This is a genomic window from Rhizobium sp. CF122 (assembly GCF_000282035.1).
Lineage (GTDB): Bacteria > Pseudomonadota > Alphaproteobacteria > Rhizobiales > Rhizobiaceae > Rhizobium.
In genome coordinates this window covers 61,384-86,929 of the sequence record NZ_AKKA01000069.1, presented here as the reverse complement: position 1 = coordinate 86,929, position 25,546 = coordinate 61,384, and the positions used below count along the sequence as shown (strand labels likewise).

At 61.3% G+C, this 25,546-nt stretch carries 22 protein-coding genes; 10 read left to right on the top strand and 12 right to left on the bottom strand.

What is annotated here, in order from left to right:
- Positions 1–262 precede the first annotated feature (262 nt).
- The 5 genes from PMI09_RS12890 to PMI09_RS12870 form a co-directional block, all read right to left on the bottom strand.
- Positions 263–1,333, bottom strand: a complete 1,071-nt coding sequence (locus tag PMI09_RS12890) for an LLM class flavin-dependent oxidoreductase (protein WP_007794139.1) — start codon at positions 1,331–1,333, stop codon at positions 263–265.
- Between the two features lie 67 nt (positions 1,334–1,400).
- Positions 1,401–2,555: an acyl-CoA dehydrogenase family protein gene (locus PMI09_RS12885; RefSeq protein ID WP_007794136.1), complete on the bottom strand. Its 1,155-nt coding sequence runs from the start codon at positions 2,553–2,555 to the stop codon at positions 1,401–1,403.
- A gap of 20 nt (positions 2,556–2,575) precedes the next feature.
- Positions 2,576–3,613, bottom strand: a complete 1,038-nt coding sequence (locus PMI09_RS12880; protein ID WP_007794133.1) for an ABC transporter substrate-binding protein — start codon at positions 3,611–3,613, stop codon at positions 2,576–2,578.
- 10 nt (positions 3,614–3,623) lie between these two features.
- The gene (locus PMI09_RS12875; RefSeq protein ID WP_007794130.1) at positions 3,624–4,802 is read right to left on the bottom strand and encodes an LLM class flavin-dependent oxidoreductase; all 1,179 of its coding nucleotides are present in this window, start codon (positions 4,800–4,802) and stop codon (positions 3,624–3,626) included.
- A gap of 25 nt (positions 4,803–4,827) precedes the next feature.
- Positions 4,828–6,432 carry an ABC transporter substrate-binding protein gene (locus PMI09_RS12870; RefSeq protein ID WP_007794127.1) on the bottom strand — a complete coding sequence of 535 codons (1,605 nt, stop codon included), beginning with the start codon at positions 6,430–6,432 and terminating at the stop codon, positions 4,828–4,830.
- A 273-nt stretch (positions 6,433–6,705) separates the two neighbouring features.
- Between PMI09_RS12870 and PMI09_RS12865 the strand changes: the two genes are divergently transcribed.
- From PMI09_RS12865 to PMI09_RS12835, 7 genes are all read left to right on the top strand, one after another.
- Positions 6,706–7,695 (top strand): ABC transporter permease, encoded by a 990-nt coding sequence (locus tag PMI09_RS12865; RefSeq protein ID WP_007794124.1) that lies wholly within the window; start codon positions 6,706–6,708, stop codon positions 7,693–7,695.
- Positions 7,692–8,696 carry an ABC transporter permease gene (locus tag PMI09_RS12860; RefSeq protein WP_007794120.1) on the top strand — a complete coding sequence of 335 codons (1,005 nt, stop codon included), beginning with the start codon at positions 7,692–7,694 and terminating at the stop codon, positions 8,694–8,696. The genes PMI09_RS12865 and PMI09_RS12860 overlap by 4 nt, the downstream gene beginning before the upstream one ends.
- Positions 8,696–9,688 carry an ABC transporter ATP-binding protein gene (locus tag PMI09_RS12855; RefSeq protein WP_007794118.1) on the top strand — a complete coding sequence of 331 codons (993 nt, stop codon included), beginning with the start codon at positions 8,696–8,698 and terminating at the stop codon, positions 9,686–9,688. Before PMI09_RS12860 ends, PMI09_RS12855 begins: the two co-directional genes overlap by 1 nt.
- Positions 9,669–10,604, top strand: a complete 936-nt coding sequence (locus PMI09_RS12850; protein WP_007794114.1) for an ABC transporter ATP-binding protein — start codon at positions 9,669–9,671, stop codon at positions 10,602–10,604. Before PMI09_RS12855 ends, PMI09_RS12850 begins: the two co-directional genes overlap by 20 nt.
- Positions 10,605–10,617: 13 nt before the next feature.
- Positions 10,618–11,676, top strand: coding sequence for an aldo/keto reductase (locus tag PMI09_RS12845; RefSeq protein ID WP_007794111.1), 1,059 nt, complete (start codon positions 10,618–10,620; stop codon positions 11,674–11,676).
- Between the two features lie 70 nt (positions 11,677–11,746).
- Positions 11,747–12,994, top strand: a complete 1,248-nt coding sequence (locus PMI09_RS12840; protein WP_007794107.1) for an acyl-CoA dehydrogenase family protein — start codon at positions 11,747–11,749, stop codon at positions 12,992–12,994.
- A gap of 123 nt (positions 12,995–13,117) precedes the next feature.
- Positions 13,118–14,533, top strand: a complete 1,416-nt coding sequence (locus tag PMI09_RS12835; RefSeq protein ID WP_007794104.1) for an FAD/NAD(P)-binding protein — start codon at positions 13,118–13,120, stop codon at positions 14,531–14,533.
- 67 nt (positions 14,534–14,600) lie between these two features.
- Here PMI09_RS12835 and PMI09_RS12830 read toward each other — a convergent pair whose 3' ends face one another.
- Positions 14,601–16,217, bottom strand: a complete 1,617-nt coding sequence (locus PMI09_RS12830; protein ID WP_007794101.1) for an ABC transporter substrate-binding protein — start codon at positions 16,215–16,217, stop codon at positions 14,601–14,603.
- Positions 16,218–16,513: 296 nt separating this feature from the next.
- Between PMI09_RS12830 and PMI09_RS12825 the strand changes: the two genes are divergently transcribed.
- Positions 16,514–17,524: a LysR substrate-binding domain-containing protein gene (locus tag PMI09_RS12825; protein WP_007794098.1), complete on the top strand. Its 1,011-nt coding sequence runs from the start codon at positions 16,514–16,516 to the stop codon at positions 17,522–17,524.
- A 25-nt stretch (positions 17,525–17,549) separates the two neighbouring features.
- On the opposite strand, the gene PMI09_RS12820 is transcribed toward PMI09_RS12825, so the two are convergent.
- From PMI09_RS12820 to PMI09_RS12795, 6 genes are read right to left on the bottom strand one after another with little or no spacing between them, the layout of a single operon-like run.
- Entirely contained in the window at positions 17,550–18,398 is an 849-nt protein-coding gene (locus tag PMI09_RS12820; RefSeq protein ID WP_007794095.1) for an NADPH-dependent oxidoreductase, read from the bottom strand.
- A gap of 20 nt (positions 18,399–18,418) precedes the next feature.
- Complete coding sequence (locus PMI09_RS12815; RefSeq protein WP_007794092.1) at positions 18,419–19,744, bottom strand: LLM class flavin-dependent oxidoreductase; 1,326 nt, start codon at positions 19,742–19,744, stop codon at positions 18,419–18,421.
- A complete protein-coding gene (locus tag PMI09_RS12810) occupies positions 19,741–20,961 on the bottom strand; it encodes an acyl-CoA dehydrogenase family protein (protein ID WP_007794090.1) in 1,221 nt (406 codons plus the stop codon). The genes PMI09_RS12815 and PMI09_RS12810 overlap by 4 nt, the downstream gene beginning before the upstream one ends.
- A 13-nt stretch (positions 20,962–20,974) precedes the next feature.
- Positions 20,975–21,316 carry a DUF3088 domain-containing protein gene (locus PMI09_RS12805; RefSeq protein WP_007794087.1) on the bottom strand — a complete coding sequence of 114 codons (342 nt, stop codon included), beginning with the start codon at positions 21,314–21,316 and terminating at the stop codon, positions 20,975–20,977.
- Positions 21,317–21,326: 10 nt separating this feature from the next.
- Positions 21,327–22,685 (bottom strand): LLM class flavin-dependent oxidoreductase, encoded by a 1,359-nt coding sequence (locus PMI09_RS12800; protein ID WP_007794084.1) that lies wholly within the window; start codon positions 22,683–22,685, stop codon positions 21,327–21,329.
- Positions 22,686–22,696: 11 nt separating this feature from the next.
- Positions 22,697–23,875 (bottom strand): acyl-CoA dehydrogenase family protein, encoded by a 1,179-nt coding sequence (locus PMI09_RS12795; protein WP_007794081.1) that lies wholly within the window; start codon positions 23,873–23,875, stop codon positions 22,697–22,699.
- 30 nt (positions 23,876–23,905) lie between these two features.
- On the opposite strand from PMI09_RS12795, the gene PMI09_RS31585 reads away from it, so the two are divergent.
- Together PMI09_RS31585 and PMI09_RS12785 are read left to right on the top strand one after the other, a co-directional pair.
- On the top strand, positions 23,906–24,115 hold the full coding sequence (locus PMI09_RS31585) for a hypothetical protein (RefSeq protein ID WP_037082952.1): 210 nt from the start codon (positions 23,906–23,908) through the stop codon (positions 24,113–24,115).
- 70 nt (positions 24,116–24,185) lie between these two features.
- Positions 24,186–25,541, top strand: a complete 1,356-nt coding sequence (locus PMI09_RS12785; RefSeq protein ID WP_007794079.1) for an LLM class flavin-dependent oxidoreductase — start codon at positions 24,186–24,188, stop codon at positions 25,539–25,541.
- The last annotated feature ends 5 nt before the right edge of the window (positions 25,542–25,546 follow it).

The window sequence follows — 25,546 nt, the reverse complement described above, 5'->3', positions numbered from 1 at the left end:
TGGGATAGATTCACCGCTTACCAACGAACGCCGGGTTCTTCTTGATGTCCTTAAGCGGACTTTTTGCCAAGCATAGCCGATCCGACACCGCGTGACGTCTTCCAGTTCAGCTTTTCTTAAAGCCCTACTTCAACCCGGCGATGAAAGGCAGTCTTATAGGTGCAGAACCGGCTGATGATAGAAGACTATTCCGACCGGACACTTTCGGAACGGCCAAGGATCGACATCGAGCGTTCCCCACACTCTTTAACCACTCCGCCCCTCAACTGCGTAGAAGCGGCAGCAACTGGTTTCCCTGTCGCCTGATTTCCGGCAGGTAAGGCGTGTCGGAAAGCACGAAGTGCGTGATGCCCAGATCCTGATACTTGCGTAGGGAGCGGGCGACGTCTGCTGCCGAGCCGACCAGCCAGGTCGTGCCGGCGCCACCGCCGCCGAATTTGCCGGGCGCGGTATAGAGGTTGTCGTCAAGGACATCGCCGGCCTGATGCAGATCGAGTAGTCGCTGCTGACCGACCGCGACTGCCCTGCGGTGATCGCTCCAGCCGGCGCCGCTGCTTTTGGCCATTTGCGCAACCTTGGCCTCGGCATCGGCCCAGGCCTGCTCGGTGGTATCGCGCACCAGCGTGGTGATCCGCAGGCCGAACTCCAGGGGAGGAAGGTCGCGGTCCAGTTCCCGGCTTAACACCTTCAGACGCTCGATCCGCTCGCGGACGCCGTCCAACGGCTCTCCCCAGAAAAGCTGAACATCGGCCTCGGTCGCCGACACTCTTTCGGCCGCTTGCGAGGCGCCGCCGAAATACATCTTCGGATGACGGCGATCTCCGCGGATCTCGATGCGTGGCACGACGGTCGACTCGCCAACGCGAAAGTGCTCGCCATCAAAGGTGACATTCTCTTCGGTCCAGAGCTTGCGAACCAGTCGCATAAATTCCCTGGTGCGGGCGTAGCGCTGTGCTTGATCTCCCTCCTGATCGCCATAGGCGGGGAGATTGTCGAGACCGGACACGATATTGACGCGCACACGCCCGCCGGTCAGGTGATCAAGTGTGGCGGCGGCCGAGGCGAAGTTCGCCGGCCGCCAGTAACCCGGGCGGATCGCGATAAGCGGCTCAAAACTCGTGGTGCGGGCGGTAAGCGAGGCCGCAACGGTGAAGGTGTCTGGCCTGCCCCAACCCGTTCCTATAAGCGCGCCTTTCCAGCCATGCTCTTCGAGTGCCCTGGCATGTTCCGTCAACGTCGCCAGGCTGTTGTGGTTTTCGACCGCTGTGTCGCCGCGGTGGCCCGCCCTGACGTCATTTGGTATGTACCAGAGAAATTCGCTGTCTTTGCTCATGTTCTGCCTGCACTTGTGAAAGTGAAACGTAAGGCCGTGGCCGTGATGCCGGCCGCTGATCGGCCTTCTATGGCGACGCAACACGGCTGAGCGCATTGCGGGCGGCAATCGTTCTGATCATATGGCTTTGCGGCGCGTGCGAACGGGCGGTGATGGCGTCGCGATGATGGCGCTCGAGTTGAAAATCGCGATTCAGGCCGGGGTTTCCAGCGAGCTCCAGGGCGAGGCTGGTAATTGCAACGGCGTTGTCGATCACAACGTGGCGGACATTCATGCCGTCCATTCCCACCGATTTGCCGGCATCGACGTCTTCACCGAGGGAGCGCAGTAATCTGGCATTGGTTGCAAGCCGGACTTCGATCTCGCCCAGTCCATCCTGGATCCGAGGCACGGTCGCGATCGGTGAACCGAGGCTGGCCGGCGTATGGTGGGCGGCGAAGGCGAGGACGCGGTCGCGGGCAGAAAGTGCCACGCCGTGGTATACGGCGCCGATCAGCGAGAAGAAGAAGGCTGTCGCGTGCTCTTCGCGGCGCAGCGGCTCGGATGCGGGTTGCGATTCGATCATGTCGTCCAGCGGAACGACGACGTCATCGAGAACCACATCGTCGCTAGCCGTTGCATGCATACCTGCGGCATTCCACGTCTTTTCAACGCGCAGGCCTGGACTGTCCGTGGGGACGAGGAAGGAAGCCAGGCGTGGCTCCTTCTCATCGGTGAGTGCCAGTAGTGACACCCATTTGAGGACCGGTATGCCGGTGACGTAGCTCTTGTGGCCGGTAATGCGCCAAGTGTCACCGTCACGGCGCGCGATCGTCTCGGGCAGTGACCCGTGTGCGGGCGAGCCGATGCGCGGCTCGGCCTGGGCGGCGTTGATCAGCGCCGGGCCAAGTTGGTTTGCGGTCAGCACTCGTTCGGCAAGATGGGGCGGCCATTTGCCGTAGCGGCGAAGGCTGTAGTGGTTGTTGTAATGCATCGCGAGAACGAGCGCGGTCGAGGGTTCGCCGCGCGCGATTTCGCTCACCACCGCCTGTGCTTCGGTAAGTCCGCCGCCTTGGCCACCATGTTCGCGTGCGGTCACAAGGCCGAGCAGCCCAGCCTCGAACAGACGCTTGAAATTTTCAAATGGAAATTCTCCTGTCGCGTCATGATGGGCGGCGCGCTCGGCAAAATCAACGGCAAGCCGCCGTGCCTTGCCGACGGGGTCGATCATTTCCTGAAGCATGATATCGAACGTCCTTTGGTTCAGGCTACAGCGCGCCGGTCGAAGCCGTCGATGTGGCTGCGGTCGACCCAGTCGGCGATATCGAAGTCGGCGGCGAGAAAGCCGAAATCGCGCAGGAAGTCCTTGTAGTGGCCGATCGCATCCACCAGCTCGGGCTGAAGACCAAGGCCAAGGTGCTTGTGGATGTCGGGACCGTTGGCGGCTAGCACCTGCTCCTCGGTGGCGCCAGCTTCGCGAGCGACGAAGCGTCTCGTTTCGTCAGGATGGGCTTCGGCCCATGCGCTTGCCTTGAAGATCGATTCCAGCAGGCGAGCAACGAGATCGGGGCGCTCGTCGGCCAGCAGTTCGTCCACTGTCAGGACGCGCGGCGAACCGGAGTTGATGCGGATCCTCGGATCGGGATGAAAGCCGAACTCGCTCACCTGGACGGCACCGATCAGGTTGGCGACATTGATGCCCGCCGTTCCCTTTACATAGATAGCATCTACCTCGCCGCGGATAAGCGCCGCAACTTCCTCGCCATAGGCCTGCCGGCGCTTCAGCCCGAAGAGCGATGGGCCTTCCTGCGTCGAAAGCACGGAATCTGAAAGCGCGATATCGATGATCTCGACATCGCTAAGCGCCAGGCTTTCGAGCGAAAGTGCCGAAAGGAGCCCCTTCAGTGCGGTGGCGCGCATGAAATCAACGATCCCCTCCGGCCGACGGGCAATGCCAAAGCGGCGTCCCTTCAGATCCTTCGTCGTCTTTATGCCGGTCTCCGGCAGCGTGATGATCGCCTGAAACTCATCGGTCCAAGTGATGCCGACGAGGCGTGTCTTGCGCCCCTCCGAGCGCGCGCGGATCGGCGGGACGTTGCCACCATGGCGGAACGACCAGTCGAGCGTGTGATTGAAATGGCTCTGGCGGATACTGCGGTCGGGCGAATCGATGATCGATTTCAGCGTCACGCCTTCCTTGCGGAAGTTTTCCTCGAGATAGCCGAGCTGAGCGGCAAGGCCGACAGGTGTCGGCACGGGGCAGCGCGTGTACCAGATTTCGGAAATGGCATTGCTTGTCATGATGCTCTCCTCAGTAACGCAGGCCGGCTTGCTTCATCAGGGGCAGGACGTCCGAGCCGAAGAATTCGAGATCGTCGCGGAAGTCGAAAAAGCTGAGCTGCAGGCCGTCCACGCCGGCTTCCTTCAGCTTGACGAACTGATCGACCACCTGTTCGGGTGAGCCGATAACGCGGATGTTGCCACCGATGGCGCGATAGGGATCCTGCGGATCGCGTCCCTTCCAGGCATGCGCATCCGAGTTCAGAGACTGGAATCCCTGGGGCGAGCGCTGATCCGCATACGCAACGATGCGGTCGGCCAGCTCCCAGGCCTCTTTCTCCGTTGGCCGGCAGATCACCATCGGATTGAGCAGCGTGCGGACGGTGCGCCCGACTCCAATTGCCGCGTCCTTGACCCGCTTCGTATGCGCCGGCAGTGACTGCAATGCGCTGTCGATATCGGCGCCGGTCGGGCTGGTGATGAAGACGATGTCCGAATAGCGGCCGGCAAAAGCGATCCCGGCGTCGGAGCCGGTTGCGTTAACGAGGATCGGACGGCCGAAATTGGGCTTCGGCGTGACGAAGCCGCCACCGAGCTTCCAGCTGCTTTTGCCTTCGAAGGAGAAGTTCTCGCTGTCGCTCCAGAGGCGCTGAACAACTTCAAGGAATTCGGCTGCCAGCTCGTAACGTTTGTCGTGTTCGATACGAGGCCAGCCGAACATCTCGTGCTCGACGGCCCGGTGGCCCGTTACCACGTTGATGCCCCAGCGCCCGCCGGTGATGTGGTCCAGCGTTGCCCCGAATTTTGCCAGATGCAGGGGATGCCACGGGCCGTAAAGCACATGCATGGTCGAGATCAGCATGATCTTCCTGGTAAGGCCCGCCAACGCCGCAGTCGATACGAAGCTGTCCAGTGCCTGGCCGTCGAAGACGCCGCCATAGCCGCCTTTCGGCAGCCATTGCGACAACGCAAAGACGAGATCGAAACCGAGTTCCTCGGCCTTCAGCGTCAGGGCCTTGTTGTAGTCGAAACGCCAGTCGGTCGATCTTTCCAGCGTCGATTGCGTCCAGCCACCGGCCTGGATCGGCAGGAAGAGGCCGATAAGAACCGGCTGCTTGAGCGCCTGCGACAGGGGGCTTTCCGGAAAGTCGGTCGGGGCTGTAAATTTCGGCAGGCCGACGATCGATCCGGGACGGTGTTGAATGGACATGAATGTGCTCCCGTTTGTCTGGGGATCAGGATGCTGCGACGTAGGCGTAGGCGAGACTGCCTGCGACGCCTTCGCCGCCGACCGTGTGATCGGAGATGCGCTTGTTGTAGATCGTCAGTTCCGGCTGGCTGACGATGTCGATCGCCGGCACGTCCTCGACCAGGATCTGCTGTATCTCGCGCCATTGCTCGACACGCTTCGCCGGATCGACCTCGATGGCCGCCGCTTCGAGCAGTTGGTCGACCTTGGGGTTGCTGTAGGCTGCTCCGTTTGAGAAGGGGACGCCCGGCTTGAAGTTCTTGCTCCAGTAGAGGCGTTGCACGCCAACCGTAGGATCGAAGAGGTTGCTCATGCCCTCGAACGCGAAGTCGAAATCGCGGTCGGTGTAGATGCGCTTCGTGTATGTCGCGAAATCCTGGCTGCGAACGGTGGCATCGATGCCGACCTTGGCGAGCGCCTGGCGAATATACTCTGAGCCACGCGGATAGGTCTCGCCACTTGGCACATAGTCGAGATTGATGCGGGCGCGTATGCCATCGGCGCCGCGTGGGTAGCCGGCCTCATCAAGAAGTTTCTCGGCCGCTGCGAGATTGATCGGAAATGTCTTGAGATCCGGCACATACCATTTTGCGAGGTTGGGATTGATCGGGCCTGGGATGGCGGCGCCATAGCCGTAGTTGATGGTATTGAGGATGACGTTGCGATCGATCACATGGGCGAAGGCGCGGCGCACCCGCACATCCTTGAAGAAGGGCCGCTCGAGGTTGAATTCGATGCGGCTGACGCCGTTTTGATATTGATAGCCATTGGTCTCGAAGGCGAGCGCTTCGACACTCTTCAGCCGCTCGAGGTCGCTGAGCGGTACCGGTGTTGAGGGCGCGAGGTCGATTTCGCCGGTCTCGATCGCGATCGAACGAGCGGCCGCATCCGGAATGAAGCGAACGATCAGCTGATCAAAATAGGGGCGGGGCTGGTCCCAATAGTCGGGGTTGCGTTCATACACAATGTGGCTGCCGCGCACCCACTCCTTGAACTTGAAAGGACCGGTTCCGATCGGCGCCAGATTGGCCGGGTTCTCCGCGACCTTGGTTCCCTCATAGATATGGCGCGGCACGATCGGCGTTTCCGACGCTGCAAGAGCCGTGATCAGGTAGGGTGCCGGCTTGGACAGCTTCAAGATGGCGGTCTGCGCGTCGGGCGTTTCGATGTCGACGAGATTGAGGAAAGTGTTGCGCCCACGCGGATGCACCTCCTTCAGGGTTTTGATCGAGAAGGCGACGTCGGCTGAGGTGAAGGGCTGTCCGTCGTGCCATTTCACACTCTCGCGCAGCTTGAACGTGTAGGTCAGTCCATCGGGGCTGACGCTCCATTCTTTGGCCAGCAACGGCTTCGGATTGAGTTCGAAGTCGTAAGTCAGAAGTCCTTCCGTCGTCTTCGGCGAGACGTAGACGGCGTTGAACGCAGTATGCGCGATCGTCGTCAGGACAGGCGGTTCTGCCGAAAGCAGCAGCGTTGCCGTGCCTCCTCGCGTCGCTGCTGCAAAGGCCGGAAGCCGTGCTGCCGCCGTGACGCCAATTGCGACCGAGGCAAGAAGAAAGTTGCGGCGTGTGGGTGCCGGGAATAGTGACATGTGTTCAACCCTCATGATCTCTAGGCCGCTGTGGGCCGCGTCGGTGCTATTCCGCAGATCGCTTCCGGCGTAGAGATTTTTGCCAGCCCTTGGCGGAGAAGGGACATAAAATTCCATACGTAAGCCATGCGCGGTACAATTTTTCTAAAAGTCATCAATCTTTCGACGATGTTGGAATTATTTACCAATATGGATTTGACAAAACCCACAGAATTAGTCAACTACTAAGCGACGGGTCGAGGTGGAATATTTTCATATCGCGAGGTGGGGCACATGTCGGCTTACAGGCGGATCGCCAGAACGATCAGCAGGACGATCATTCAGGCTGTCCCGACCATGCTCGGGATCGTCATCCTGAATTTCTTCCTGCTGAAGCTGGCACCCGGCGATGCGGCAGATGTCATGGCGGCGGAATCGGGGTCGGCGACAGTCGAGACCATGGCCGCACTGCGCGAGCGCTTCGGGCTCGATAACCCGATCCTTGTTCAGCTCGCCAACTATCTGAACAACCTCGCGCATTTCAGCCTTGGCTTTTCGCCGCGCTACGGCATGCCCGTCGCCGATCTGATCGGTCAGCGGCTACCCGGCACTCTCGTGCTCATGCTGGCAGCGCTGGCGATTGCAATTGCCGTCGGACTGCTGCTCGGTTCGCTGATGGCGGCGTTTTCCGGGCGCCTGCCGGATCGCATCATTTCCGTCGTCTCGCTGCTCTTCTATTCGATCCCCGGCTTCTGGATCGGCCTGATGCTGATCCTTCTCTTCTCGGTCAAGCTCGGCTGGTTGCCGAGCGGGGGCGACAGCACGATCGGCTCGCGACTGACGGGATTGCCGGAGTTGCTGGACAGGGCGCGCTACATGGTATTGCCGGCGACCTCCCTCGCACTCTTCTATCTCGCGATCTATGCTCGCCTGACACGGGCCTCGATGCTGGAGGTCAAGTCGCAGGATTTCGTGCGCACCGCGCGCGCCAAGGGTGTCTCGCCGTTCGTGCTGACTACACGACACGTCCTGCGCAATGCTCTCATCCCGATCACCACGATGGCCGGAATGCACTTTGGCGGCATGCTTGGCGGCGCGGTCGTGGTCGAGACCGTCTATAGCTGGCCGGGGCTCGGACGCCTGGCGTTCGAGGCCGTCATGGCGCGCGATTTCAGCGTGCTGCTCGGCATCCTGCTTCTTTCATCCTTCCTCGTGATTGTCGCGAACGCAGCCGTCGACCTCTTGCAGGCGTGGATCGATCCCCGAATTGGAGCAAGTCGATGAACAGTCGAAAACTTGGAACACTGGCCGGCCAGGCGATCGATTTTGCGCCGCAGGCAAAGATCGAGGCTAGCCAACCGGCCTCGGAAACGCCCAAGCAGCCGCGCTGGACACATATTCACGCCCCTGACGTGCGCGCCTCGGTGTCGGGCACGGCCTGGCGCGGCATGCGCCGGGAGCTGAAGGTCTTCCTCGCCAACTACAATGCGCTCTTTGGCACGGCTATCCTTCTCCTCGTTGCTCTGTCAGCGCTGTTCGCACCGCTTCTCTACCCGGGCGACCCGTTGGAGATGGTGGCGCGACCGTTCCTCTGGCCCGGCCAGAATCCCGCCTATCCGCTCGGCACCGATTCCATGGGGCGCGATGTGCTGGCCGGCATCGTGCACGGGGCGCGGATATCGCTGACCGTCGGGCTTGCGGCCACAGCACTCGGGCTGACGGCGGGGATCGCCATCGGCGCCGTCGCGGGATACTTCGGCGGTCTGGTCGATGATGTCCTCGTCAAGTTCATCGAGATCTTCCAGACCATTCCAAGCTTCGTGCTGCTTGTGGTCCTCGTGGCCATTGCCCAGCCGACCACTGCGACGGTTACCGTTGCGATCGCAATCGTCAGCTGGCCGACGGTCGCACGGCTGACACGCGCCGAATTCAGGGCCATCCGCGAGAAGGACTATGTGCTTGCCGCCCGCAGCCTCGGCTTCGGTCACGCCCGTATCATTTTCCGCGAGATCCTCCCCAATGCGCTGCCGCCGCTGATCGTCACCTCCTCTGTCATGGTGGCTAGCGCCATTCTGATGGAGTCGGCGCTCTCCTTCATGGGGCTTGGCGATCCCAACCGCGTTTCCTGGGGCTCGATGATCGGTGCCGGCCGCGACGTCATCCGCACCGCCTGGTATCTGACGGCGCTGCCTGGGCTTGCGATCGTCTTCACCGTGCTTGCGCTCAATCTGATTGGCGATGGTCTCAACGACGCGCTCAATCCGCGCTTTTCGGAGGATCGCTGATGGCGAAGCTTCTGGAGGTTTCCGACTTCTCGGTGCGCTTTGCGTCCGCCGAGCCTGTGAAGGGCGTCAGCTTTTCGGCCAATCCGGGTGAGATGCTGGCGATCGTCGGGGAATCGGGCTCAGGCAAGTCGCTCACAGCACTCGGTCTGATGGGATTGCTGCCGCGGCAGGCTCGCGTCGGCGGACAGATCCTCTTCGGTGGTCGCGATCTTGTCGGCCTTTCCGAGTGGGAACTGCGCCGCGTCCGCGGCCGCGACATCGCGATGATCTTTCAGGAGCCGATGACGTCGCTCAATCCGGTGCTGACGATCGGCGACCAGATCATCGAGGTGCTGCGCATTCATGAAAATCTCACTCGGCGTCAGGCTCGGGAGCGTGCTATCGCGCTATTGGACCTTGTCAGTATTCCGGAAGCGGCCCGTCGTATCGACGAATATCCACATCAGCTCTCCGGTGGCATGCGCCAGCGCGTGATGATCGCGATTGCCGTTGCCTGCAATCCGAAACTGCTGATCGCTGATGAGGCGACGACCGCCCTCGACGTGACTATACAGGCGCAGGTGTTGCAGTTGCTCGACAACCTCCGCGCCCAGCTGAACATGGCTGTCATCCTGATTACGCATGATCTCGGCATCGTCGCGCAATGGGCTGACCGCGTCGTTGTCATGTATGCCGGACGCAAGATCGAGGAGGGGTTGCCCGATCAGGTGTTCGAGACGCCCTACCACCCCTACACACATGGTCTGCTTTCGGCCTCGCCGCGCCTGAAGGCGGACTACCACTATCGCGACGGGCCGCTTTCGGAGATCCCGGGCTCGATTGTTTCGGCGGCGGGCGAGAAGGGCTGTTCGTTCCGCCCGCGGTGTCCCGCCGCCCGGCCGGCCTGCAGCTTGACTGTGCCTCAACTCATTGCACTTCCCGCCGGACGGCAGGTTGCGTGCCCCTATGTTGCAGCAATTGCGGAGGTCGCTCATGTCGCTCCTGTCGGTTGATCGGCTTGCGACCCACTATTCCGGAACCAGCGGCACCGTGCGCGCCGTGGATGGTGTCTCGCTGGAGATCGCCGAAGGCGAGACAGTTGCGCTGGTCGGTGAGTCCGGCTGCGGCAAGTCTACGCTCGGCAAATCGCTGGTGCGGCTCGTCGACCCATCCTCAGGTAGCGTCACCTTCAAAGGCAGAGACGTCACCGCCATGTCAGGAAGGGAGCTGCAATCCGTCCGCCGCAGCATCCAGATGATCTTCCAGGATCCGTTCGCCTCCCTCAATCCCAGGCAGACGATCCGCACCATCCTCACAGCGCCTCTCGCTGTCCATGGGATTGGCGAGCGTAAGCGTCGCGAAGCGATCGCGGCTGAGATGGTCGCCCATGTCGGCCTGCCGCCTGATGCGCTCGACCGTTATCCCCACGAATTCTCCGGAGGCCAGCGGCAGCGTATCGGGATTGCTCGCGCCCTGATCCTGCAGCCGAAGCTCGTCATCTGCGATGAGCCGGTCTCGGCGCTCGATCTTTCCATTCAGGCGCAGATCCTCAACCTGCTGGTGGAAATGAAGACGGAGCTATCGCTGTCCTACCTCTTCATCTCCCACGATCTTTCGGTGGTTCGCTATTTCGCCGATCGCGTGCTCGTCATGTATCTCGGCCGCATCGTCGAGAGTGCCTCGACAAGCGAGCTCTGGAACAATGCGAAGCATCCTTACACGCAAGCGCTGCTTGCCGCCGTTCCCGACCCGTCGCGGCGCAAGCAGGCCGCCCCCATCACCGGTGATCTGCCGAGCCCGCACAATCCGCCTGCCGGCTGCCATTTCCATACGCGCTGTCCGCTCGCCACCGATATCTGCCGGGCCGAAGACCCGGCATTGCGCCAGTTCGGCAGCGGCCATGCCGCCGCCTGCCACCACGCTCAGTAACAAGGAGAATGAAATGGTCGATTATCGTTATCTCGGGCGCAGCGCGCTAAAGATATCACCGCTCAGCCTCGGAACCATGATGTTCGGTGGGCCGACGCCGGATGACGTCGCGTTCCGCATCATCGACAAAGCGCGCGAGCAGGGGATCAACTTCATCGATACGGCTGATGTCTATCACGATGGCAAGTCGGAAGAGGTCGTCGGCAAAGGCATCAAGGCGCATCGCGATCACTGGGTTCTGGCGACGAAGTTCGTCAACTCGCACAAGAAGGGCCCGAACCTTGGTGGCCACTCCCGCAAGTGGGTGATCGAGACCGTCGAGAATTCGCTACGCCGCCTCAACACCGACTATATCGACATCCTCTACTTCCACCGGGCCGTCTTCGACGCGCCGCTAGAAGAGCCGGTGCGCGCGATCGCCGATCTGATCCGCGCCGGCAAGCTGCGTTATTTCGGTGTCTCGAACTTCCGGGGCTGGCGCATCGCCGAGATCGCACATCTGGCCGATCAACTCGGCATCGATCGTCCGGTGGCAAGCCAGCCGCTTTACAACATCGTCAACCGTACGGCCGAAGCCGAGCAATTGCCGGCAGCTCATCACTACGGTCTGGGCGTCGTTTCCTATTCGCCGCTTGCTCGTGGTGTCCTGACCGGCAAGTACGAACCGGGCAAGGAGCCGGCGGCCGACACACGTGCCGGTCGCGGAGACAAGCGCATCCTGGAGACGGAATGGCGTCCTGAATCGATTGCCATTGCTTCTGAGATCGCCGCTCATGCTACTCGCAAGGGGATTTCGCCGACGGAGTTCGCGCTCGCCTGGGTGCTGAACAATCAGCTGATCTCGGCGGCCATCACTGGCCCGCGCACGGAAGAGCATTGGGACAGCTACATCCGCGCGCTCGACGTCAAGCTCGATGCCGAAGATGAGGCGCTGGTCGACCGATTGGTCACGACGGGCCATCCCTCGACGCCCGGCTTCAACGATCCAAGCCATCCGGTCGAAGGTCGCGTGCCGCGTAGCGCCGCGGGAGGTGCGGATAATGTGGTGCCGCTGACGCGCGCTGTTGCCTGAGCATGACACGAGGGATCCGCCTTGCCGGTGGATCCCTCCATCTCTCTCCTTTGGCCGAGAAGGTTCCTGCATGCCGAATACCGCTCCTTCAGCACCGTCTACCACTCCGACGCCTGCGGAGGAGGTGAACGATCTCTCGAAGCTATTGGCAAAAATTCCGGCACTGGCAGCTGAAATTTCCAAAGAGGCGGCAAGACGCGATCTGGAAAGGGAGCTTCCATTTGATGCCTTTCGCCTGTTCAAGGAGGCCGGGCTGGGTGCACTGCGTATTCCCGTGGCGCTCGGCGGTCCCGGTGGATCCGTTGCCGACTACATCGAAACGATCATGGCGATTGGAGCGGCAGATTCGAATGTCGCCCACGCGCTGCGCAGCCATTTCAATTTCACCGAGAGCCTTATCCTCAGCCCCAATACCGCAATCGACCGCACACAGCTCGGCCGCGTTCTCTCCGGCAAGCTTTTCGGTGGGGCTCATACCGAGCAGGGCACCAAGCGGCCAGGTGAAGTGACGACACGTTTGACAAGGGCAGGCGATAGCTATCGTCTGAACGGCCGCAAGTGGTACGCGACTGGAACCGCCTTTTCTGACTTTGCCTCCTTCAGTGCCAAAAACGACGAAGGCGACCTTGTCAGCGTGCTCCTGCCGGTTGACCGCAAGGGCATTGCCATTCTCGACGACTGGGATGGCATGGGCCAGCGCCTGACGGCGAGTGGCGGTGTCCTGCTGGAAGACGTCGAGGTGCTGCCGCACGAAATTTCGAAGCGGGGTCTCAACACACTCGTCGGCCGCCACACATCAACGTTGCGCCAGCTCCATCTGGCCGCCTCGATGGCGGGCGCAGTGCGCGGCGCGCTTGAGGAGGGCACCGAGTACGTGCGCCGGCAAGCGCGGTCAGCGGCCCACAGCGCAGCCGAGACGGCGAATGCGGATCCCTTCGTGCAGAAGGTGCTGGGCGAGATCGCAGCCGGCTCCTTTGCCGTAGACACATTGATCCGCGAAGCTGCTCGCGCATTGGACCGCACGGCGGCGGCCTTTTCAGTCGGCGATGCCGAGAGTATCGAAGCCGCATTGGTCGAAAGTGCGCTGACGACCGCGCGCAGCCAGATCGTCACCTCGCAGATTGCGCTGGCGGCGGCCACCAACGTCTTCGAGCTCGGCGGCGGCTCTGCGACGTCGCGCCATCTCAATCTCGACCGGCACTGGCGCAACATCCGCACGGTGCTCAATCACAACCCGCTGCTGCACAAGGCGAGGGTGGTCGGCGACTATTACATCAACGGAATCACGACGCATCTGGAGGAAGGCAAGGTCTTCTGAAATCTCCGCCGCCTCGGTGGTAACCGCTTGATCGCGTAGCGACGTTTTCCCGGCTTTCGTCAGCAGGCCGATTTCACCCCACGATACACCAAGCCCTATCGTCACGATCGGGGAGGAGGTTCATTGCGCATTGATCGTATTCCGCACCATTCGGTTGCCATCGTCGGCGGCGGTTTTGCCGGGGCGCTGATTGCGCTGAAATTGTTGGAGCGAACCGAAGTGCCCCTGGCGATCACGATCGTCGAGCGGCGAGAGGAGCTCGGCCGGGGCGTCGCCTACAGCACCACCGACCCTGTCCATCTCGTCAACGGGCCGGCCGAAATCTTCTCCCTCTATCCCGAAGACCCCGGCCATCTGTCGCGCTGGCTTGTCGAGAACGGTCCGGCCAACGGCTGGGTGCCTCCTGCCGAGGTGGGCTCAAGCAGCCCGCCGCGTCATCTCTACGGAACTTATGTCCGCGACGAGCTTGCCCGCGCCGGTGCCACCGCGCGGCTCGGTTCTACGCTTCGGCATATCAGGGCATCGGCATCCGCACTGGTTGCAACACCGCACCGGATCCGTATCACAACGGCTGACGGTACCACCGTCGAAGCCGATGAAGCGGTCCTGGCACTTGGCGTCTTCCAGCCGCGGCTCCCGGCCGCTGAGCGTGCCCTTGCTCGTCATGCACGCTTTGCCGCCAATCCGTGGGATGGAGATGCCCTGGAGCGCCTGACTGGCTGCGAAGAGATTCTCCTTATCGGTTCCAGCCTGTCGATGGTCGACGCCGTTGCCAGCATGGAGGCGAGGGGTTATCGCGGCCGCTATCGGGTGATATCGCGCCGAGGTCAATTCGTGGAAGGCCGTAGGACTGTCGATGCAGCGCGCGATTTTCTCGCCGATGGCCCGTTGCCCGCAACTGCTCGAGAACTGCTGTCGCGCGTGAAGGCGGAACGGCGTGCCATTTCGGCAGCCGGTGCCGACTGGCAGGGCCTACCGCTCGCGATCCGACCCCATATCCCGTCCCTGTGGCAGGGCGCGAGTGATCGTGAGCGATTGCGCTTTACCAGGCATCTACGGGCCTTCTGGGATGTTACGGCGCACCGATCGGCGCCGGAGAGCCATACGACGATCGAGACCGTGATCGCCGAAGACCGTCTGGCGTACGGTCGCGCTCGTCTGCTTGGCTTTGCCGTCGAGGGAGACCAAATCGTCGCCCAACTGGGGACAAGAACGGGCATCGAGAACGCGAGGTTTGATGGTGTCATCGACTGCCGCGGTCATCAGTTACACGATTGGCGGCAGATTGCAGATCCCTTCGTCAAGAGCCTGCTTGCAAATGGCGAGGTCCGGCCCCACAGCACGGGCTATGGTATCGATGCGACATCCGAGGGGGACCTCATCAATGAGGAAGGTCGTGTTCATCGCAATCTCAGCGCCATAGGGCATCCGCTGCGTGGCGTCGCATGGGAATCGAGTTCGATTACCGAGCAGCGCGCGCAGGCAATCGCGCTCGCCGATCGCATCCTTGCGAAATTTACGCCGATCCGCATCGCCTGACGTGTTCTTGAAGCAGAAAGGGGCGCATCGCCGATGCACCCCTTTCTTGTGAAGGCCGCCGCCCCGGTCAGCCTTCGCCGTCCTTGATATAGACCTCCGCGAAATTGGACTGCACGCCCTCGGCCCCGATCGTGTGATTTTTCACGCGCTTGTTGAAGACGGTGACGTTCTCCAACGCAATCAGGTTCACCACCGGCACCTCATCGACAATGATTTTCTGGAAGGCATAGAACTGCTGCTTGCGCTTCTCGTCGTCGATCTCGACGGAAGCCGCTTCCAGCAGCTTGTCGACCTCGGGGTTGGCGTAGTGGCTGGCGTTCGAGAACGGCAAGCCAAGTTTGAAGTTTTTCGACCAGTAAATGCGCTGCACGCCGAGTGTCGGATCGAACTGATTGCCAAGGTATTCCGCCGTCACGTCGAAAGCGCGGTCAGTGTAGACCTTCTTGATGTAAGTCGAGAAATCATAGGAATCGATCGTCGCGGTAATGCCGATGCGCGTCAGGTTCTGCTTGAGATATTCGGCGACCCGCTTGAAGCCTTCATTGTAGGAATTGTGCGTAAGGCGCAGATTGAAACGGACCCCGTCGGCGCCACGCGTATAGCCGGCTTCGTCAAGCAGCTGTTCGGCCGCCTTCAGATCGAAGGCGTAGGGCTTGATCGAGGCATCCAGATAGCGCGGAAGGAAGGTGCTGATCGGGCTCGGCGAGACATGACCGTAGCCGTACCACACGGTGTTGAGGACGACATTGAGGTCGATCGCATGAGCAATCGCCCGGCGAACAGCAACATTTTTCAGGTATTCGTTGTCGAGATTGAAGATCAGCTGGGTCTGATCTCCCTTCGTCTCGTAGCCGCGCGAATCGATGCCGATGTTCGGCAGCGCTTTGACGCGTTCGAGGTCGCTCAGGGGGATTGGATTGTCGCCGCCAATGTCGAATTCGCCGGTCTCGAAGCCGGCAGCGCGGGCCGCGCCATCCGGCACGAAGCGCACGACGACTCGGTCGAGATAGGGTTTTCCGGCGTCCCAGTAGTCCGGATTGCGTTCCAGGATAATGTGAGAGCCGCGTACCCATTCCTTGAAGACGAAAGGTCCTGTGCCGATCGGCGCGCCGCCGTTCGGGTTAGTTGGGACGTCGGCAATCTTGACGCCATCATAAATGTGCTTTGGTACGATCGGCGACTCCGCGGCATAGAGCGCGCTCAGAAGGTAAGGTGCAGGCTTTGAAAGCCTGATCACGGCGGTCGACGGATCCGGCGTGTCGACCTTGGTTACGTTGGCGAATGTGCCCCGCCCGCGCGGGTGTACCTGCTTCAAAAGCTCGATCGAATAGGCGACGTCATCGGATGTAAATGGCTTGCCGTCGTGCCATTTCACATTCTGACGCAGCTTGAACGTGTAGCTCAAGCCGTCTTCGCTTACTGACCATTCCGTCGCGAGCTGCGGTTTGGGCGTCAGATCGAAATCGTAGGTCAGCAGGCCTTCGGTGATCTTTGGGCTGATTTTCTGCGTGCCGCCTGCTGTGTGGGCCAGTGTGAGAACGGTAGGCGGCTCGGGCTCGACGATAAAGTTCAGAGTGCCACCCGTCGTTGCAGCCGTCGTCTCGGCGAATGCCCTGAGCGGCACGAGAGCCGTAAGGCTTGTCAAGGCAAGCAGTTTGTTGAGGTGGCGTCTGCGAATGTCCATCAATACCCCCTGAGTTGCGAGAGACGCCCAGCGTGCAGCGTCGTCGCGCGCATCATCGGTCCGCCCGGATGCAAACCGGAAGAATGTTTTTCTCCTCGCTGGGGAAAGGAAAACTTCGCACCGACAGCGGTGCCGTTGGGATACCCGCATTATTCTACTAAAAATATAGACAATTTACAGAATTGAGTTTTTGCATCTCCGATAACCGCCTGCGACGCAAGAAAATGTTCTATGAACCAGGCTACAGGAAACGCAGGTTCTCGTCTTGAAGGGGATGATTGTGGTGCAATCGCTTCATGAGCACACTTGCAAACTCCACCAGAAGGGCGCTCCAGCCCACGCTTGCGCGGCTTCCTCCGCTGACATCGCTGCGGGCCTTCGTCGCGACGGCGCGGCACCTGAACTTCGTGCGCGCTGCCGAGGAATTGCATGTCACTTCCGCAGCTGTCGGGCAGCAGATCCGCCTGTTGGAGGACTATCTCGGTCAGCCTCTTTTTAATCGCATCCGCGGCCAGCTCCAGCTGACGCCAGCTGGGTCGGCGCTGGTTCCAGGATTGACGGGCGCCTTTGACGCTGTGCTGGCGGCCATGGCTCAGTTCGTACAGTGCGACCATGAACAGCCGATCCGCGTCTCGGTTGCTCCGTCCTTTGCCAGCAAGTGGCTGATCCCGCGTCTCGATGCGCTGCGGCGAGCGGCTCCCGGGCTGCAGGTTCTCGTCGACGCTTCGACACAGTTAGCGAACCTCGATGCCGGCGATGCCGATTGCGTTATCCGCTACGGAAGCGGTCCATATCCGGGACTCATCGTCGACCACCTCTTCTCCGAAGCCGTGCTGCCGGTCTGCAGCCCGGAATTTGCCGATACCTATGCGCTATGGGACGGAGCTCAGGCAATCGAAGGCGTGCCGCTGTTGCATGAAGAGGGAGCCGAGCATGATCAATCCTGCCCGGACTGGAGCAGATGGTTGCGTGCCGCCGGACTTTCTTATCGTCCATCGCAAGGCGGGTTCCGGCTCAACCAGTCCTCTCTGGTACTTGATGCTGCGCTGGCCGGACAGGGATTGGGACTCGGCAAGATCAGGCTTGCGGAAGCTGAGATTCGATCCGGACGGTTGGTCAGCCCCTTCGGTGTGCCCCAGCCGGTCAGCTCCTCCTATTTTTTCGCCACGACCGCGCACACGGCGCGGCTGATGCGCGTCGATCTGTTTCGAGAGTGGCTGCTGGCCGAAGCCCGTGCTCTGCAGACGATGGACGAGATCATCGCGCGGCGCATTCGTCCGGCGGCGGACATGATTGCCGCCGAGTGAATCCGTCATGGGAGCTCCGCCAGCTCTATTTGAGCTGGAAACCGAGACGGCGCGCGAGTGCCGCAAGCACGTGCCTGCCCTTCAGCGCCTCGACTGTACCGATGCGGTTTCGGACCTGGTCTGTCCAGTCGATCGATGGCATGGCTTGCTCCGCCTGGAAGCGTCTCAGCACCTTGTTGTAGGTGGCAAGATCGCGTGCACGCGCTTTGTTTGCATATTGTTCGCGATGCAAGACTGTCGACTGCGGCAGACGCGGCTTCACCCCGGCGGGCTGCGCTGGATCGGGAAAACCGACGGTCAAACCGAAAACCGGGAAAACCCCTTCCGGCAAGGCGAGTTCTCGCGCCACCGTCTCCGGATCGTTTCGTATCGCACCGATGTAGCAGGTTCCAAACCCCAGTGATTCAAAGGCCACGACGGCGTTCTGCGCTGCAAGCGCAGCATCAATCACACCAAGCAAAAAGCTCTCGATATAGTCGAGACCCTCTGCCGCAGAGCCACCCTTTGCGGCGATCGCACGGGGTCGCGCAAGATCAGCGAGCCAGACGAGCAGGAGAGGCGCCTGGGCGATTTGACGCTGGTTGCCGGCAACGGCATTCAGCCGGTTTTGCCGTTCTGGGTCTTCAACGGCTACGACGCTCCATGCTTGCAGATTAGACGAACTCGGTGCCGACTGCGCTGCGGCAACCGCAAGTTCGACAGCGGCATGTGGGACCGGCTTTGGCAAGTAGCTGCGCACGCTGCGGTGAGAGAGAAGTGTTTCAATGGCCTCGTTCCATTGTTCGCCGAGGTGCTGCGACTCGCGATAACGCTCGGCGGCGAGTGCCGCCGGTCGATCGGCGTCGTTTGCCTTTGTCGCAAGGGATGGCGTCATGAGATGTCCTTTTTTGGCCGTCATTCTGCTGCGGCAACGTAGGGATTCTGCGGCCGCGTGAGGCCGAGGTGGTCGCGCAGTGTCCGACCGGTGTACTCGTGTCTGAACAAGCCGCGACGACGCAGGAGCGGAACCACTTCCTCGACGAAGACATCAAGTCCATGCGGCAACACGTCCGGCATCAGGTTGAAGCCGTCCGCCGCACCAGCACAGAACCATGTCTCGATGTCGTCGGCGATCTTATCAGGCGTACCGACAATCGTGCGATGCCCGGTGCCGCCGTTGAGCGCACGGATCAGCCCCCGAACGGTCAATCCTTCCCGTCGCGCGAGTGCCAAAGTCGCGCGGAAGAATGTGTGCCCGCCGTCTGCTGGCAGCGGTATGTCGTGGGGCAAGGGAGCGTCGAGTTCGAGCCTTTTCTGATCGACCTGCAACACGCCGGCCAGCCGCGCAAGGCTGTACTCAAGGGGAATCAGATCACGCAGTTCCTCCTGCCGGCTCCTCGCCTCTGCTTCGGTGCTGCCGATGATGGTGGCGAGGCCTGCGAGTACAAGAATGCTGTCATCCGGGCGGCCATGACGGGCGGCGCGACGGCGCAAATCTCTAGCATAGCCCAGGGATTCCTCGAAGGATTGCGAAGCGGAGAAGACTGCTTCGGCATGTTCGGCGGCGAGTTCGCGCCCGTCGTCGGAGCCGCCAGCCTGCACGAGAACCGGGTGGCCCTGTGGCGGGCGCGGAATGTTGTGCGGCCCATGCACCGCAAAATGCTTGCCGCTGTGGGCGATCGGGTGGACGCGGCCAGTATCGACGAAGCGCCCGGTCGCGGTGTCGCCGATGAAGGCCTCTTCCTCCCAGCTGTCCCAGAGCGCCTTGACCACCGCTGCAAATTCGTTGGCGCGCTCATAGCGGCTTGCGTGGGCCACGGGCTTTTGAAGACCAAAGTTTCTGCTTTGCGCCAGGTCCGCGCTGGTGACGATGTTCCAGCCCGCGCGCCCGCCACTGGCATGGTCGAGCGTCGCAAAGCGCCGGGCGATGTTGTACGGCTCGTTGTAGGTCGTCGAGGCGGTGCCGATCAGGCCTATTCGTTCGGTATTGGCCGCGACCAGCGCGAGAACGATAGTCGGCTCCAGCGACGTGAGCGGTCGGAAATCGATCCGGTCCGAGATCGCCGCCTGATCTGCGAGGAAGACGGCGTCGAAAGTGCCCCGTTCGGCGATCTTAGCAACCTTGATGTAGTGGTTGATGTCAAAGGAGGCGCGAGGATCGCTGCCTTCCATTCGCCACGCGGCGGGCGAAAAGCCGGAGTGGAGTATATTGATGTTGAGATGAAGTTCCCGGCCGCTCATTGGAAGATCCCCGGTTCGGGATAGTCGCCGGTCAGGAACCATGAACCGACGTTGCGGGTCTTGTACTCAGCGGGATTGTGGAGCGTATGGATGCGGACGTTGCGCCAGAAGCGGTCAAAGCCGTAAGGCCGTACGGCAGAGCGGGCGCCCATAACCTCGAATATCTCGCTGGTGACGTCGAGTGCCACTTTGCCTGCCAGCACGTTGGCGGAGGCTACTGCAATGGCCGTGGCGCCGCGCTCCTCCACCGTGAGTGCCGAGCCCTTTGCATAGGCAGTGTCGATGGCGACCGCTGCCCGATCGGCGAGCGCCGTGGCGGCTTGGACCTTCGTCCAGAGTTCGCCGTATTGCCGCTTGATCCAGGGATCGTCCACATGGCGTTCGACACTGGAATAGATCCACGGGCGGGACTTCGTCACCGTGTAGTCTCGTGCGGCAATGAGAGCGCCCTGGGCGCTGCCGATGAAGACGTTGAGAAGAACGCTCTGCTGTTGCTGGGGTATGAGAAGGGCGCCCGGCTCCTTCGATCGTTCCGGCAGGATCTCCGCATCCTTCACCGTCACGTCCTTGTAGAAGACGCGACCACTGCCGGTCTGGCGCTGGCCGATGCCGTCCCAGTCGTCAGCGATGGTGATGCCAGCACGGTTGGCGGGAATGTAGGCAAAGCTGCGAGCGTTCGTCTCCTCATCTTCCCATGCGACCATTAGATAGTCGGCAACATGCGAGCCGGAGGCGAACGGCCGATAGCCGTTCAACAAGACGCCACCTTCGACCTTCTTGCCGAAGAGGCTTTTGGAAAAGCTGTTCGTGGTGTTACCCCAGAACCAACGCCCTTCGGCCGATTGCCGAAGGATCGAGGCTGATCGTTCATCGCTCCCGCTCGTCAGCGCGTTCTGGATCGGACTGAAATGATATCCGAAGAGATGGCCGAGTGAGCCATCGACCTTGGCGAATTCGCGTACGATGCGCAGCGCCGTGGAGTAGGGCTGACCCTCGCCACCGAGCTCTTTGGGAATCAGTAGATTGACGAGACCGCTTTCCTTGAGGAGCCGGATTTGCTCTGTCGGACGGCCGCCCTGTTGATCCCGCTCGACGGCGTCGACCGCGAAGATGTTCCTGAGTTCGACTGCCTTGGCGAGATAGGGATTGGTCTGGTCCGGCTCGAAGAGGACGGCAGGCAACAGCGCGGGTTCGAAGCCTGAGGGTTTTACGGTCATCGTCTTTCCTCCATCAGTCGTGAAGTCGTGGAAAGCCGTGTCGCTCGGCAAGCAGCTCAAGAATGCGACCGGTCTTGGTGACAAAACGCTTGCCTTTCCACTCGGCAGCATCCGGCGGCGCGTTGGCGGCCAGCACCAGCACAGGCAAGGACTGATTCTCCTCGCCGACTGTATCGATCACGCGTGCGCGCGGGCGGGGGAAGAGTACTCTCTCCACGTCGATCCTGGCAGCAAGATCGGGAAAGCTCGAAAGCAACCCTTCAATCGCATTGCAGTGGGGGCAGACGAAGGTTTGGCCAGGGTGCTTGGGATCCGAAAATCCGGGTGCGATGAGAAAAAGCGTGTCGCGGCTCATTGCTGTTCTCCTATTCGGCCGCGACCGCGCTGCCGTTGGCGGCAAGACGCTTCTCGGGGCGCTTGAGGCCGAGATTCTCGCGAAGCGTCGCGCCCTCGTATTCGTGGCGGAAGAGACCGCGTCGGCGCAGTTCCGGCACGACAAGCTCGATGAAGTCCACAAGCCCGCCCGGCATGACCGGGGCCATGATGTTGAAACCGTCGGCGCCATAGTTCTCGAAGCGCTCTTCCAGGGCGTCGGCGATCTCGGTTGGCGTGCCGACGACCTGCCAGTGGCCACGCGCCCCGGCGATGCGCAGATAGAGCTGACGGATCGAAAGGTTCTCGCGGCGGGCGAGATCCAGAACCAGCGCCTGCCTGCTCTTGCCAGCATTTGTCGAAGGCGGATTTTCGGGCACCGGCCCATCCAGCGGATAGTCGCGGAGGTCGATGCCGGACAGTTGTGAAATCAGATTCAAGCCGACCTCGGGCTGAATGAGTTCCTGAAGGGATTCAAATTTTTCCTGCGCCTCAGATTGCGTGCGGCCGACGACCGGGAAAATGCCGGGCAGGATCTTCAGATCCTCAGTCGATCGGCCATATTTCGCGAGCCTTCCCTTGACGTCGGCATAGAAGCTGGTGGCCTCCTCCAGGGTGATTTGGGCAGCGAAGATGGCCTCGGCCGTGCGGGCGGCAAGCTCCTTGCCGGGTTCGGAGGCTCCGGCCTGCACGACAACTGGCCGGCCCTGCGGCGAGCGCGGAATGTTGAGCGGCCCGCGCACCTTGAAGTGCCTGCCGCTGTGATTGAGGCGATGGAGCTTCGCCGGGTCGAAATACCGACCGCTTTGGCGGTCGCGCAGGAAGGCGTCGTCCTCCCAGCTGTCCCAGAGGCCGAGCACCACATCGGCAAATTCCTCCGCCCGATCATAGCGGTCAGAATGGAGGATCTGCGTCTCGTGGCCGAAATTGTAGGCGGCGTCGGGGTCGGACGACGTCACCAGGTTCCAACCGGCCCGGCCGCCGCTCAGCCGATCGAGCGAGGCAAATTGGCGGGCGAGATTGTAAGGATCGGAATAACTGGTGGAGGCGGTGGCGATCAGGCCAATATTGCGAGTGACCGATGAAAGCGCAGAGAGCAGAGTGATCGGCTCGAATGGATAGACGCCGCTATGAGCCTTACGACTTGCCGCTTCGACATCCTTGATGCGTGCGGCAACGCCATCTGCGAAAAAAATCGTATCGAATTTCGCCGCCTCGGCAAGCCTGGCCAGTTCCAGGTAGTTTTCGAACTCGGTGCCCACAGATGCGTCCGGATGACGCCATGCGGCGACATGGTGGCCGGTGAAGAGCAGAAAAGCGCCGAGCTTGATCTTGTCCTTGCGTCTCGCCATTGCAGTTCCTTTCAGCGATACATGGCCGGCACGGGAAATTCACCAGTCAGCAGCCAGGTGCCGACGCTGCGCTTCTTGTACTCGGCAGGATTGTGAAGCGTATGGGTCCTCACGTTGCGCCAGAAGCGATCGAAGCCGTTGGCATTGGTCGCCGAGCGCGCGCCCATGACCTCGAAGACTTCGCTGGAGACGGCAAGGCCGACCTCGCCGGCGTAGACGTTGGCGGTGGCGATATCGATCGCGGCTGCGCCACGATCCGCGGCGCTTAGCGACGGCCCTTGGGCGTAAGCCGCGCCGAGGCTGCGGGCCGCCTTGTCCGCGAGCTCCGTTGCTGCAAGCGTGCGGATATAGAGGTCGCCGTACTGGCGCTTGATCCAGGGATCATCAACGTGGCGTTCGACGCCGGAATAGATCCACGGCCGCGAGTTCGCCGTCGCATAGGAGCGACCTTCCTCCAATATTCCTTGAGCGCTGCCGACGAAGACATTGAGCAGAACGCTCTGCTGAAGAAGCGATGTCAGCGACGAATAGGGCGTCAAGGGCACGTCGGGCGAACTGATCAATTCATCGTCGTGAACCTGAAGGTTGACGAAGCGTACCGTACCGCTTCCGGTCTGCCTTTGGCCGATGCCGTCCCAGTCGTTCTCGATGACAATGCCTTCCCGGTCGGCGGGGACGGCGGCGGTCAGCCGAGCGCCATCGGCATTCTCCCAGGAAATCTGGATATAATCGGCGATATGGGAACCAGAGGAAAACGGGCGGCTGCCGTTGATGAGCCAGCCGGTCGGCGTCTTCTCACCCGCCGACGTCTTCGACATGGCGTTTCCGGAATTGCTCCAGATCCAGTTGCCGGCCGCCGAGCCCGTCAGCCATTTTTCCTTCTGGGCAACAGAGCCGCGAAACAGAATGAGATTGAGCGGCAGATGGTGATAGCCGAAGAGATGGGCGAGCGATCCATCGGTCTTGGCAAATTCCCTGACGATGCGCAGGATCGTCAACCATGACGCACCTTGGCCATTATATTCCCTGGCGATCTGCGCGGAGGGAAGGCCGCTTTCCTTCAGGAGTCTGATCTGTTCGACGGGCCTGCCGCCCTGTTTGTCTCTCTCGATGGCATCGAGATGAAACGTCCTGCGCAGCTCGGTCGCTTTTGCCAAGAGCGCGTCATCAACATCTGTTTCGAACGGCATACTGCCTCCCGGGATGACGGTGGAGGGGACGTGCGTCCCGACCTTTTCCCATCAACGGTTGGCTGGCTGACCGCTCAAGTCCAGAAATATCTGATTGATTTTGCGGAAAGAAATTCTTTCGTGAGGTTGGCAAGCGGCGACCTTGTGATCGACCAGACGTCCCCGATTGGCGTGGCGGCGGAACGTCATCGTTCGAAACGCCACGTTGGCGGCTGCAAAAATCCCGCATCGTCGACCTAAATAGAATACTATTTCTATAGATAAAGATTGCTGCTGTTAGGCTATCGTCTCCCTGATCGAGGAGACTGACATGAGTGGCGCGCGACCACAGATCAAACTTGGTGCCTTTCTGTACCCGACGGGCCATCACGTGGCCGCATGGCGGCACCCGGAGGCGCAAGCGGATGCCGGCTCCAATTTCGCTCACTATATTGAGCTTGCGCAGCTGGCTGAAGCGGCGAAATTTGATCTCATTTTCATGGCCGACGGCGTCGGCACGCGCGGTACCGACATAGAGGCTCTCAGCAGGACGGCTGTCCGCTACGTGGCGCAGTTCGAGCCAATCACCTTGCTGTCCGCTCTGGCCGCGGTGACGAAAAACATCGGTTTTGTCGCCACTGCCTCCACTTCATACAACGAGCCCTACCATATCGCGCGGAAATTTGCCTCGCTCGATCACATCAGCGGCGGGCGCGCGGGTTGGAATCTCGTCACCTCGTCCAGCGAACACGAGGCGCACAATTTCGGCCGTGAGGAGCATTATGCACATGCGGAGCGATACGAGCGCGCCGAAGAGTTTGCCGACGTCGTGCGCGGACTGTGGGACACCTGGGAGGAAGACGCATTCCTGCGTGACAAGGAAAGCGGCATATACTTCGATCCGGACAAGCAGCATGTCCTCAATCACAAGGGCAAGTTCTTCAAGGTTCGCGGGCCGTTGAACGTCGCCCGCGCGCCTCAGGGACAGCCGGTGCTCGTACAGGCAGGATCGTCGGAACCGGGTAAGGAACTTGCCGCGCGCACTGCGGAGGTCGTCTTCACGGCGCATCAGACAATCGAGGACGCACGCGGTTTCTACAGCGATCTGAAGGGCCGACTTGCCAAGTACGGTCGCAGGCCCGAAGAGTTGAAGATCATGCCGGGGATCTTCCCGGTCGTCGGCCGTACTCAGGCGGAGGCAGAAGCGAAATTCCAGGAGATCCAGGACCTCATTCATCCGGTTGTCGGCCTTTCCATCTTGAACGGCATGGCGGAGGGTGTCGATCTCTCGAAATATCCTCTGGACGGCCCCATCCCGGACGTGCCGGAGACGAACGCAAGCAAGAGCCGGCAGAAGCTCCTTCTCGATCTTGCCAGACGCGAAAACCTGACGATACGCGAGCTCTATCTGAGGGTCGCAGGCGCGCGTGGCCATTGGCAGATTGTCGGCACGCCGAGCCGGATCGCGGACGAGATGGAGCACTGGTTCACGACCGGCGCGGCCGATGGCTTCAATGTCATGCCGCCGCATCTGCCTGTCGGGCTACGGGACTTCACTGAGTTCGTGTTGCCGGAACTGCGGCGTCGTGGACTGTTCCGCACCGAATACCAGGGCAGAACGCTGCGCGAAAATCTCGGCCTCAGCACACCCCGGCATCCGGCGCGCGTTCAGGCCGCGGCAGAGTAGGGGCG